This is a genomic window from Trinickia sp., from assembly GCF_051961175.1.
Classification (GTDB): domain Bacteria; phylum Pseudomonadota; class Gammaproteobacteria; order Burkholderiales; family Burkholderiaceae; genus Trinickia.
In genome coordinates, this window is sequence record NZ_JBQCDN010000119.1 from 1 (window position 1) to 11,691 (window position 11,691).

Sequence of the window (11,691 nt, forward strand, 5' to 3'; positions counted from 1 at the left end):
CGTCCCGCACGCGGCGAGCGCTCCTTTGGTGGCGAGCGTCCCGCACGTGGCGAGCGCTCCTTTGGTGGCGAGCGTCCAGCACGCGGCGAGCGGTCCTTTGGCGGCGAACGTCCTGCACGCGGCGAGCGGTCCTTTGGCGGCGAGCGCCCTGCACGCGGCGAGCGCTCCTTTGGCGGCGAGCGCCCTGCTCGCGGCGAGCGCTCCTTTGGTGGCGAGCGCCCTGCACGCGGCGAGCGCTCCTTTGGTGGCGAGCGTCCCGCACGTGGCGAGCGCCCTGCAAGCAGCGCCGGGGCACGCCCGGCTCGGGAGCTGAATTCGGGCACAGGAGAGCCGCGCAAATTCAGCCGCCCGGCCAAACAAGGCGCCGGATCGACGGGGGCAGCCACGTCGCGGCGCGAAACCGGATTTTCACGTTCGGGCCCGAGCGCAGGGATAAAGACCTTCAACCGAGAAGATCGAGCCCCCTCCGAAACGCGTGCGCGGCCGGCGTCCGGCAAACGCGCGGACGCATCGCATGGGAAAGCCGCCCCGCTGCGCGTCGCCAAGCCGGTCAAAGCCGCATCGAGCGGCGGCCCCGTGGCCGAACGAACGAGCGGCGGAGCCGAAGACGGCCTCCTCCGCCTCTCGAAGCGCATGTCCGAACTCGGCTTGTGCTCGCGCCGCGAAGCCGATGAATGGATCGAAAACGGTTGGGTGCGAGTGGATGGCGAGCGCATCGATACGCTAGGTGCGCGCGTGCGTCCCGATCAGCATATCGAGGTCACCCGCGATGCCCAAGCGGCGCAATCACGGCAAGTCACGATCCTGCTCCATAAGCCCGTCGGGTACGTGTCGGGCCAAGCCGAAGACGGGTCTGAGCCGGCCGTCACACTGATCACGGCCGCCAACCACTGGGAAGGCGATCGTGCCGACACGCGTTTCACGCCGAGCCACCTGCGCGCACTCGCGCCGGCAGGCCGCCTGGATATCGACTCCACGGGCTTGCTCGTCCTGACGCAGGACGGCCGCGTCGCGAAACAGCTCATCGGTGAGCATTCGACCGTGGAAAAGGAATATCTCGTGCGTGTGACGTTCGGCGATGTGACGACCGATGTCGCCGAGCATTTCCCCGCGGACAAGCTTGCACTGCTGCGGTTCGGGCTGTCGCTCGACGGCGTTGCGCTCAAAGCCGCGAAAGTGAGCTGGCAAAACGGCGAACAGCTTCGATTCGTCCTTCGCGAAGGGAAAAAACGGCAGATCCGCCGCATGTGCGAGCTTGTCGGCCTGCAAGTGGTCGGACTCAAGCGTGTCCGCATGGGCAGCGTGGCGCTGGGCCCGCTTCCGCAGGGGAAATGGCGATATCTGCTGCCGAACGAGGCGTTTTGAGCGCAGCGACGAGGGGCGCAGAGGGTTGCGCCCTAGCGCGCAATGAAGGCTTCACACCGCGCTGAGGTGGTTCAGGCCGGCAAGCGCTTGCGCTTGTCGGCCCGCTCATTCAATCGTCGACGTTCGGATCGAGATCCGGGAACAATACCTCGGTGAACCCGAACTTCGAAAAATCGTTAATCCGCATCGGATAAAGCTTGCCGATCAGGTGATCGCACTCGTGCTGGACCACGCGCGCATGAAAACCTTCGGCCACCCGATCGATCGGTTGCCCGTATTGATCGAAGCCGTGATAGCGAATCATCGAGAACCGGCTGACGACGCCGCGCATGCCGGGCACCGACAAACACCCTTCCCACCCCTCCTCCATGTCTTGCGACACGGGCGTGATCGTCGGATTGATCAGCACCGTTTCGGGCACGGACGGCGCTTCCGGGTAACGCTCGTTCTGACCGAACCCGAAAATAACCACCTGCAGATCGACGCCGATTTGCGGCGCAGCCAACCCCGCACCGTTCGCATGGTGCATCGTCTCGAACATATCGGCGATGAGCGCGTGCAGTTCCGGGGTATCGAAGTGTTCGACGTTTTGGGCAATGCGCAGCAAGCGCGGATCGCCCATCTTCAAAATGTCACGAATCATGGCTTATCGCCCTCCAGGAGCTTGCGCATACCGTCTTCGTCGAGAATCTTGATTCCAAGTTCCTCAGCCTTGGCCAGCTTGCTTCCAGCTTCAGCGCCCGCCACGACGTAGTCAGTCTTCTTCGACACCGAACCGGCCACCTTTGCGCCGGCCGCTTCCAGCATTTCCTTCGCTTGCTCGCGCGCGAGCGTGGGCAGCGTACCGGTCAGCACGATCGTCTTGCCGGCCAGTACCCCTTGTGGCGCACGCGGCGCCGGCGGCCCTTCGGGCCACGTGACATTCGCACGCAATTGGTCGATTACGGTGCGATTGTGCGCCTCCGCAAAGAACTGATAAATCGATTCGGCCACCACCGGACCGATTCCCTCGACTTCCATCAAGGTCTCGACCGATGCATTCAAGATAGGATCGAGCGAACCGAAGTGGCGGGCAAGATCTTTCGCCGTCGATTCGCCAACGTCAGGAATACCCAACGCGAAGATGAAACGTTCCAGCTTCGTATGCTTGGCCTTCTCGAGCGAATCGATCAGGTTTTGCGCCGATTTGTCGGCGAAGCGTTCGAGCGCGACAAGCGTCGAAAAGCCCAGGTTGAACAAGTCGGCCGGCGTACGGACGAGGTTCTGCTCCACGAGCTGATCGATGATCTTCTCGCCCAGCCCGTCGATGTCCAATGCGCGCCGTTGCGCGAAATGCTCGAGCGCCCGTTTGCGCTGCGCCGGACAGACAAGCCCGCCCGTACACCGCGCCACCGCCTCGCCCGGCAACCGTTCGATAGCCGAGCCGCAGGCCGGACATGCAGTAGGCATGACGAACGGTTGGGCGCCTTCGACGCGCCGTTCCAGCACGGGGCCGACCACTTCCGGGATGACGTCGCCGGCGCGGCGCACGATCACCGTGTCACCCGCGCGCAAGTCCTTGCGGTGGACTTCGTCTTCGTTGTGCAGCGTGGCGTTCGTCACGGTCACGCCACCGACGAACACCGGCGCCAGACGCGCCACAGGCGTAATTGCACCGGTACGGCCGACGTTCACGCCAATATCGAGCAGTTCCGTCAGCGCTTCTTCCGGCGGGAATTTATGGGCGAGCGCGAAACGCGGCGCGCGCGAGACGAAGCCGAGCGCGTCCTGATCGATTTTGCGATTGACCTTGTAGACAACACCGTCGATGTCGTACGGCAGCGACTTGCGCTTCTCGCCGATGCGGCGATAGAAACCGAGCAGCCCCTCGGCGCCCTCAACGGTGTCGCGCTCGCCGCACACGGGCATACCGAGTTCGATGTACCAATCGAGCAGCGCATCGTGCGTATCGGGCATCTCCATGCCTTCAAGCGCGCCGATGCCATAGGAGAAAAAGGACAACGGCCGCTGCGCCGTGATGCTCGAGTCGAGCTGGCGCAAACTGCCCGCCGCCGCATTGCGCGGATTGGCGAACTCGCGTTGTCCCGCCTCGCGCTGATGTGCGTTCAGGCGATCGAAATCGCGCCTGAACATCAAGACTTCGCCCCGCACCTCGAGCACGCGCGGAATGCGATCGCCCTTCAAGCGCAGCGGGATCGAGCGCACGGTCCGCACGTTCTGCGTCACGTCCTCGCCGGTCGAGCCATCGCCGCGCGTGGCGGCCTGCACCAGGCGGCCGTCTTCGTAGCGCAAGGCAATCGCCAGCCCATCGAACTTCAGTTCGCAGGAATACTCGACGGGCGCACGATCGAGCCGGTCGCTCACGCGCTTGTCGAACGCAGTGACATCTTCGTCCGTAAAGCCGTTGTTCAACGACAGCATCGGCAGCGCATGAACGACGGATGCGAAGCCGCTGGCGACTTCCCCGCCAACCCGCTGCGTCGGCGATTCGGGCGTGATCAGATCGGGGTGCTCAGCCTCGATCGACTGCAACTCCGAGAACAAGCGATCGTATTCGGCGTCCGGGATCTGCGGCTGATCGAGAACGTAATACTGGTAGTTCGCCCGTTCAAGTTCGGCGCGCAGCCAGACGGCGCGTTCGGCCGGTTGGTCGGCGGGCGGAGGCGATTCGGCGTGGTTGCGAGCCATGTCGTTGATTTTATTCTGGATGCATACGAAATCGGGCGCGCTTCAGGGGCTGCTTTTCAGGTCAGCCCTAAGCGGGTTGCAGCCAACTGCGGCTAACTGCAGTCGAGCGCGGTTACTGGCTGAACAGGCGCCGCGTAGCGGCCGACCCGGCGGGAATCCCCGCCTCCTCGAGCCGCGCGTAAAGCGTCATCAGCTGCTTTTCGATCGCGAGCAGCGCCGGCTCAGGCAAGGGCCGCTGTTGATCGTCGACGACACGCCCGCCGATCCGCTCCGCCAGCGACTTCGCGTAATCGCACATAAGCCGGAACGGCAGGATGTCTTCATCGGCAACAGGCACATCGAGGATCAGCGTGATCATCTGCCCGCCCTTGTACGTCAGATCGTCGCGCAGGAAATTCGTATCGCCGAACTGCAGCATGAAGACGGGGCTTTGCTTCGCGTCGAGCTTGACGAAGCGCGTCCCGTCGCGCGACAGCAGCAAGCCGTCTTGCGAGGCCACGGCCTGCACGTAGTTGGCCGACCACGGGGCGCCGTCGGACAGTACGTTGATCGACAGCTGCGCGTCGCATTGAGCCGCAAACGTATCGAGTTCGCGCGCCATGGAGACCGTTTCGAGCATGTCCGGAAACTCGGGGGCGCCGTCGATCGCGTCGGCGAACTGCTGCACACCCGACACGAACTCCGAAAACTCCAATTCATTGAGCGGGCCGCTGCGGTTGGCCAGTTGCACCGCTGCACGCAGTTCCTCATAGCGCTCGGCGTTTTGCAGCAATTCCCACGCGCTGGCGCCTTCGGGCTTACCTTCGATATAAACGGGCTTGCTGCCCGCGCGGCGCAAGCGCTGCGCCAACGGCGACGCTTTTTCGCCGGAGATCGGCCCGGACAGGCGGATCGGCACCACGCAATCGATGCGGCGGTCGACGATATGCGGCGGCGCAGCCGAGATCGTCGTGGCCGCAGGCGTCACCGCTTGCGCATCGTCTCGCGCCGCTTCGGCGACGGCCCCGCCCATCGGCGGCTCCGACGTAAAACCGTTCGGCGTTGTCGTTTCCGCCTGGATATCGGCCGGAATATCGAGCGGCGCCGACACGCCGCCGAAACTCGGTTCGATTCGGGCGGCATCGCCTTCGTGCGAGCCGTCCGCTATCGACGGCTCGCGCCGTGCACCGGCCGCACCGCCTCGAGCCGGTTCGATAAACGGCCGCTCTTCCTCGAGGTCGCTGCGCGCGGGGCCCGGCTCGCTGTCGGCCGGCATCGGCCGCGGCATGCGGCGGCGCACCTTGGCGCCCTGCCACGCGTTATAGGCAACCACACCTCCCACCACGACGGCGCCCGCGCCGATCAATCCGAGTGTCAACTCGTCCATGCACGCTCCATGAAGCATTCCTGTGTCGCGGCCGCGCGCAGCGTTTGTCGTGCCGGCGCGGATCCGCTCGTTAGACGGTATTCTGGGCGAAACCGGCAGCCGTTTCCATGTCCACGGCCACGATGCGCGAAACACCTTGCTCTTGCATCGTCACGCCGATCAGCTGCTGCGCCATCTCCATCGCGATCTTGTTGTGCGAAATGAACAGGAACTGCGTTTTATCCGACATCGCGCGCACGAGGTTCGCGAAGCGTTCTGTGTTGGCGTCGTCCAGCGGCGCGTCGACTTCATCGAGCAAACAGAACGGCGCGGGATTCAGCTGGAACATCGCGAACACGAGCGCGGTGGCCGTGAGCGCCTTTTCCCCGCCCGAAAGCAGGTGAATCGTCGAATTCTTCTTGCCCGGCGGCTGCGCCATCACCTGCACGCCCGCGTCGAGAATTTCGTCGCCCGTCATGATCAGCTTGGCTTGCCCGCCGCCGAACAGGCGCGGGAACAGCTCGCCGAAATGCCGGTTGACCTCGTCGAACGTGCCTTGCAGCAAGGTGCGCGTTTCCTGGTCGATCTTGCGGATCGCGTCTTCCAGTGTTTCGATCGCGCGCGTCAAGTCCTCCGACTGCGCATCGAGGAACGTTTTGCGCTCCTTGGCCGCCGCCAGTTCGTCGAGCGCGGCCATGTTCACCGGCCCGAGCGCCGTGATCGCATTGTTGATCCGCGTGACTTCGCCTTGCAGATACGACGGCTTCATATCGGGCGTCAGCTTCGCTTGCAGCTGCGCTTCGTCCACGCCGGCCGCCTGAAGCTGCTCGACGAATTGCTCGCCCGCGATCCGGGCGGCCTGTTCCTTCAGTTGCAGTTCCGTGATCCGATCGCGCAGCGGCTGCAGCGATCGCTCCACGCTCAGGCGCGTTTCGTCGGCCTGGCGCAGCTTCGCCGTCAAATCGTCGAGTTCGTGGCGGGCCGCCGACAGCGCACCTTCCTTATGCGATCGAACTTCCAACGCTTCTTGCAGGCCCGTATGGGTGGTCTGCTCGTTGATCGTTTCCAGTTCGGCGCGCGCATCCTCCAGCGTCCCGGCAATGCGCTCGCTCTGCTCGTGGGCGACCTGGATGCTGCGCTTGAGCTCGTCGATCCGGGCCGCCATGTTGCGCGCGGCGAAGCGCGCATCGGATGCGGCGCGTTCGAGATCGCGTGCGTGCGTGCGCGCCGCCGATAGCGTCTCGTCGAGCGATTCGAACGCCAGTTGGTTCTCTTCGAAGCGCGCCTGCAGTTGCGCCAGCTCGCCGTCGTGGCGTTCGAAGTTCGCCTCGGATTCCGCGCGCTGGGCCCGCTGCTCTTCGATTTGCGCGGTGATCTCTTGGAGTTCTTCGCGGATCTGCGTGCTGCGTTGCGTATAGCGCTCGTGCGCCTGCGTAAGCTTGAGCACATCCAATTGCAGCGCATGCACCCGCTGCGTCGCGCGCTCCGCCTGCGCCCGCGCCTCGGTCAAGGCTTGCGACGCCTGCGTATGCGCCGCTTCCGCACGGATCGCCGCCGTCTTCGCTTCATCGGCGAGCAACGTCTGGGCGCGCAGCTGGCGCGTGAGATTTTCGATTTCCTGCTGCCGCGCGAGCATGCCCGCTTGCTCGGAATCGGCTGCATACAGTTGTACGCCGACACGCGTCACGACGTGCCCGGCCTTGACGACGAGCATCGCCCCTTCGGGCAATTGCGCGCGCATGGCCAGCGCCTGGGTCAGATCGTCGGCGACATAGGCCGCGCCCAGCCAGTCGCTCAGCACGGCGCGCAGGCCGGCGTCGTCGATGCGCACGAGCGACAGCAGCGGCGTCAAACCGGCCGGCGTTTCGCGCGGCGCACCGGCCGACGGCGGCGCGTAGAAAGCCAGCTTGGCAGGCGGCGCATCGCTCGCAAAGGCGCGAACCCAGTCGAGATTCGAAATCTCGAGCGCGGCCAGCCGCTCGCGCAAGATCGATTCGAGCGCCGCTTCCCAGCCCGCTTCGACGTGCAGCTTCTTCCACAGGCGCGGCAGCCCGGCGAGTTCATGCTTGTCGAGCCAGGGCTGGATCTTGCCCTCGGTCTGCACGTTTTCCTGCAACTGCTTGAGCGCAACGAGCCGCGCCTCGAGCTGGTGTATCTGGGCGCTCTCGCGTTGCACGCGATCCTGCGCCTCGCGACGCTCGGCCTCCACGCGCGGCAGCGTGTCCTGCGCCTGAGCGAGACGCGCCTGGGCGTCGTTCAGTATCTCTTCCTGCTCGGCGAGCTGCATGCGCTGCTCTTCGAGCTGCGCTTCGTCCGGCGCGTCGAGACCGCCTGCTTCCGATTTGAGCCGTTCATGCCGCAGTTGCAACTGCTGCAACTGCTGATCGGCATTGCGCTGGTGCGCCGCCTCGAGCTTGATCGCCTGCTCCGTTTGGGCGATCCCTGCGCGCTCCTCGTTCAGTTGCGCCTGCGCGTCGCGCCAGCGTGCTTCGAGCGCAGGCAGCTCGTCGTGCTTGGCCGCTGCTTCGTCTTCCGCCAGCGCCGCTTTTTCCTCGGCGAGCGCAAGCTCTTCCTCGGCTTGTTCGAGATCGTCGCGCGCCTTTTCCGCCTGCCCCTGCCATTGCTCGCGCTGCGCCGTGAGCGCGGCGATCTGCGCTTGCGCGCGATTGCGCGATTCGATGACGAACTTGATCTCGGCCTCGAGCCGGCTCACTTCGGCATTGGCCTCGTACAGCGAACCCTGCGCACCCTGCATCGCGTCGCTGGCCGCATAGTGCGCCACGCGCCGCGTTTCGAGGTCGGCTTCGACTTCGCGCAGCTTGGCTGTCTGTGCTTCGAGATCGATTTGCGCTTCGGCGATCGCGCGCTGCTGACGGCCTTGCTCGCCGGCCGCTTCGTTTTTGCGCAACAGCCACAGCAGACGTTGCTTCTCTTCGCCGGCCGTCTGCAGTTCCTTGAACTTCGTGGCGACGATGGCCTGCGCCTCAAGCTTTTCGAGGTTGGTGCCGAGTTCGCGCACGATATCTTCGACGCGCGTCAGATTCTCGCGCGTATCGTGCAGGCGGTTCTCGGTTTCGCGGCGGCGTTCCTTGTACTTCGACACGCCCGCGGCCTCGTCCCGAAACACGCGCAGCTCTTCGGGCTTCGCTTCGATGATGCGCGCGATCATGCCTTGGCCGATGATCGCGTAGGCACGCGGGCCGAGACCCGTTCCGAGGAAGATGTCCTGGATGTCGCGCCGGCGCGCGGGCAGGTTGTTGATGTAGTAGCTCGAGGTGCCATCGCGCGTGAGCACGCGCTTCACGGCGATCTCGCCGTATTGCCCCCACTGGCCGGCCGCGCGTCCTTCGGAATTATCGAAGACGAGTTCGACGCTCGCGCGGCTCCCTGGCTTGCGCGCCGTCGAGCCATTGAAGATGACGTCCTGCATCGATTCGCCGCGCAGTTCCGAGGCGCGCGATTCGCCGAGCACCCATCGCACGGCGTCGATGATGTTGGACTTGCCGCATCCGTTCGGGCCCACCACGCCGACGAGCTGGCCCGGGACCTGGAAATGCGTGGGATCGACGAAGGACTTGAAGCCAGCGAGTTTGATCGAGGTCAGACGCACGGCGTTATCGCTGTTTTGATGGTGGTCGAACAAAAACGCGGCCGGCCTCGCCCGCGCACGACACCGCGGCCAGCGAACCGGCGCCGCCGCAGCGCATGCGCGGCGTGCCGCCGCCGCGATGCTTGTGGGTCGCGAAGACAGGCGCGGCCAAGACCGGGCGCTGCTGCGCGAGCAAGTGGCAATCATACCATCGCAGGCTCGCCGCGCCGCCTCGGACGCGGCCGGCGCACATGCCGAATGCACCGCCGAGCGCGCCGGCCAAGCTATAATGAGGGCCTTTTCCGCCAGAGGACGGCGCGCCCGAAACTGGAGCGGCCAAGCGCGATAAGCGCAACAAGCAAGCGCGACGAGCGCACAAGCGGCGTCCTCGCCAACGTGCCCACCAAACCGACGTGAATCCGCTACTCGACCGCCTCCAACCTTATCCGTTCGAAAAGCTGCGCGCGCTGTTGAAAGACGCAACGCCTCCGGCCGATCTGCCGCACATCAGCTTCGGTATCGGCGAGCCGAAACACGCGACGCCCGCGCTCATCCGCGAAGCCGTTGTCGCCTCGCTCGATACGCTTTCGAGCTATCCGGCCACGATCGGCTCGGCCGCACTGCGCGAATCCATCGCCGCTTGGGCCGTGCGCCGCTATGGTCTGCCCGCGCTCGATCCGAATACGGAAGTGCTGCCCGTCTCGGGCTCGCGCGAAGCGCTGTTCGCGCTGGCGCAGACAGTGGTGGACGGCACGCTGCCCGGCTCGGTCGTGCTCTGCCCGAATCCGTTCTATCAGATCTATGAGGGTGCGGCGCTGCTGGCCGGCGCCGAGCCTTATTTCGTCAACAGCGATCCGGCGCGCAACTTCGCCTGCGATTATTCGGCTGTGCCCGACGACGTCTGGGCGCGCACGCAGCTGCTGTACGTCTGCTCGCCGGGCAACCCCACCGGGGCCGTGCTCACGCTCGACGATTGGCGCGAACTGTTCGCCTTGTCCGATAAGCACGGGTTCGTGATTGCGTCGGACGAATGCTATTCGGAGATTTATTTCGACGAAGGCCATCCCCCGCTCGGCGGCTTGCAGGCGGCGCACGCGCTCGGGCGCGGCTTCGAACGGCTCGTGATGCTCTCGAGCCTGTCCAAGCGCTCGAACGTTCCCGGGATGCGTTCGGGCTTTGTCGCCGGCGACGCGGCACTCTTGAAGCGCTTCCTGCTCTATCGCACCTATCACGGCGCGGCTATGTCGCCCGTCTATCAAGCAGCGAGTGCCGCCGCCTGGAGCGACGAGGCGCACGTGCGCGAGAACCGCGCCAAATACGTCGCCAAGTTTTCGACCGTCACGCCGATGCTGACCGATGTCCTCGATGTCCGGCTGCCGGACGCCGCGTTCTATCTGTGGGCGAATGTCGAGCGCACGGGCCTCACCGACACCGAGTTCGCCCGGCGCCTGTACGCCGACTATAATGTCACGGTTCTGCCGGGCTCCTATCTCGCGCGCACCGCGCACGGCGTGAATCCCGGCTGCAATTTCGTTCGCCTGGCGCTCGTCGCCGATGTCGCCGAATGCGTCGATGGCGCCAAACGCATCGTCGATTTCTGCCGCAGCGTCTCGCGCTGATCCGCGCCGGCGCCCGCGACAGCCAAGCCAGGCGCCGGCATCGGTTCGCGGGCTGTGCCATGCCCCGCTCAGCCCTTGCGCCGCACCGTTAGCCATACCCGTTATCTTCCGATTTCCGACTTCACTTAGCGAAACTACCGCCATGTCGCAACACATTCAGAGCATCATCGACAACGCCTGGGAAAACCGTGCCGAGCTGTCGCCGAAGGCGGCGCCGGCCGAAGTGCGCGATGCCGTCGCACACGCGATCGAACAGCTCGACAAGGGCCTTTTGCGCGTCGCCGAAAAGCAGGACGGCCAGTGGGTCGTCAATCAATGGCTGAAGAAGGCCGTGCTGCTCTCGTTCCGCCTTGAAGACAACGCGCCGATGCCCGCCGGCGGCTACTCGCAGTTCTACGACAAGGTGCCCTCGAAGTTCGCGAACTACACAGCCGAGGATTTCGCGGCCGGTGGCTTCCGCGTCGTGCCGCCCGCCATCGCCCGCCGCGGCTCGTTCATCGCCAGGAACGTCGTCTTGATGCCGTCGTATACGAACATCGGCGCCTATGTCGACGAAGGCACGATGGTGGACACGTGGGCAACGGTCGGCTCGTGCGCGCAGATCGGCAAGAACGTGCACCTGTCGGGCGGCGTCGGCATCGGCGGCGTGCTGGAACCGCTGCAAGCCAACCCCGTCATTATCGAAGACAACTGCTTCATCGGCGCACGCTCGGAAGTCGTCGAAGGCGTGATCGTCGGCGAGAATTCGGTCATTTCCATGGGCGTCTACCTCGGCCAAAGCACGAAGATCTACGATCGCGAAACGGGCGAAGTCAGCTACGGCTACGTCCCGCCGGGTTCGGTCGTCGTCGCCGGCAACCTGCCCTCGAAGGACGGCTCGCACAGCTTGTACTGTGCCGTCATCGTCAAGAAGGTCGACGCCAAGACGCGCGCCAAGGTTGGCTTGAACGAACTGCTGCGGGGCGATTGATGAGCGCGCCCGGCACTGTCGTCGTCTACGGCATTCCGAACTGCGACACCGTCAAGAAAGCGCGCACGTGGCTGGAATCGCATGGCGTCGCGTTCGAATTCCACGACTTCAAGAA

The 11,691-nt window shown here is 65.0% G+C and carries 7 protein-coding genes and 2 pseudogenes; 5 read left to right on the plus strand and 4 right to left on the minus strand.

All coding sequences use genetic code 11. The features are described 5' to 3' along the window. Positions 1 to 313 (plus strand): annotated as a pseudogene (locus ACTHL0_RS06630) (hypothetical protein); the annotation flags it as partial. 263 nt (positions 314 to 576) lie between these two features. Then, positions 577 to 1,365 carry a pseudouridine synthase gene (locus tag ACTHL0_RS06635; protein ID WP_440565853.1) on the plus strand — a complete coding sequence of 263 codons (789 nt, stop codon included), beginning with the start codon at positions 577 to 579 and terminating at the stop codon, positions 1,363 to 1,365. A gap of 109 nt (positions 1,366 to 1,474) precedes the next feature. On the opposite strand, the gene def is transcribed toward ACTHL0_RS06635, so the two are convergent. From def to smc, 4 genes are all read right to left on the minus strand, one after another. Then, positions 1,475 to 2,008: a peptide deformylase gene (gene def, locus ACTHL0_RS06640; protein ID WP_440565854.1), complete on the minus strand. Its 534-nt coding sequence runs from the start codon at positions 2,006 to 2,008 to the stop codon at positions 1,475 to 1,477. Further along, a complete protein-coding gene (gene ligA, locus ACTHL0_RS06645) occupies positions 2,005 to 4,053 on the minus strand; it encodes an NAD-dependent DNA ligase LigA (RefSeq protein WP_440565855.1) in 2,049 nt (682 codons plus the stop codon). Before ligA ends, def begins: the two co-directional genes overlap by 4 nt. A 112-nt stretch (positions 4,054 to 4,165) precedes the next feature. After that, positions 4,166 to 5,419, minus strand: coding sequence for a cell division protein ZipA C-terminal FtsZ-binding domain-containing protein (locus ACTHL0_RS06650; protein WP_440565856.1), 1,254 nt, complete (start codon positions 5,417 to 5,419; stop codon positions 4,166 to 4,168). A gap of 70 nt (positions 5,420 to 5,489) precedes the next feature. After that, entirely contained in the window at positions 5,490 to 9,008 is a 3,519-nt protein-coding gene (smc, locus tag ACTHL0_RS06655; protein ID WP_440565857.1) for a chromosome segregation protein SMC, read from the minus strand. Positions 9,009 to 9,400: 392 nt separating this feature from the next. On the opposite strand from smc, the gene dapC reads away from it, so the two are divergent. The 3 genes and pseudogenes from dapC to ACTHL0_RS06670 form a co-directional block, all read left to right on the plus strand. After that, entirely contained in the window at positions 9,401 to 10,606 is a 1,206-nt protein-coding gene (dapC, locus tag ACTHL0_RS06660; RefSeq protein ID WP_440565858.1) for a succinyldiaminopimelate transaminase, read from the plus strand. A 142-nt stretch (positions 10,607 to 10,748) separates the two neighbouring features. After that, positions 10,749 to 11,576, plus strand: a complete 828-nt coding sequence (dapD, locus tag ACTHL0_RS06665; protein WP_440565859.1) for a 2,3,4,5-tetrahydropyridine-2,6-dicarboxylate N-succinyltransferase — start codon at positions 10,749 to 10,751, stop codon at positions 11,574 to 11,576. Beyond that, positions 11,576 to 11,691, plus strand: a pseudogene (locus ACTHL0_RS06670) (arsenate reductase); the annotation flags it as partial. The gene dapD and the pseudogene ACTHL0_RS06670, both read left to right, overlap by 1 nt.

Coding starts and splice junctions, on each gene's coding strand:
- def (WP_440565854.1), bottom strand. CDS start 2,008: ATGATTCGTGACATTTTGAAGATGGGCGATCCGCGCTTGCTGCGCATT.
- ligA (WP_440565855.1), bottom strand. CDS start 4,053: ATGGCTCGCAACCACGCCGAATCGCCTCCGCCCGCCGACCAACCGGCC.
- ACTHL0_RS06650 (WP_440565856.1), bottom strand. CDS start 5,419: ATGGACGAGTTGACACTCGGATTGATCGGCGCGGGCGCCGTCGTGGTG.
- dapD (WP_440565859.1), top strand. CDS start 10,749: ATGTCGCAACACATTCAGAGCATCATCGACAACGCCTGGGAAAACCGT.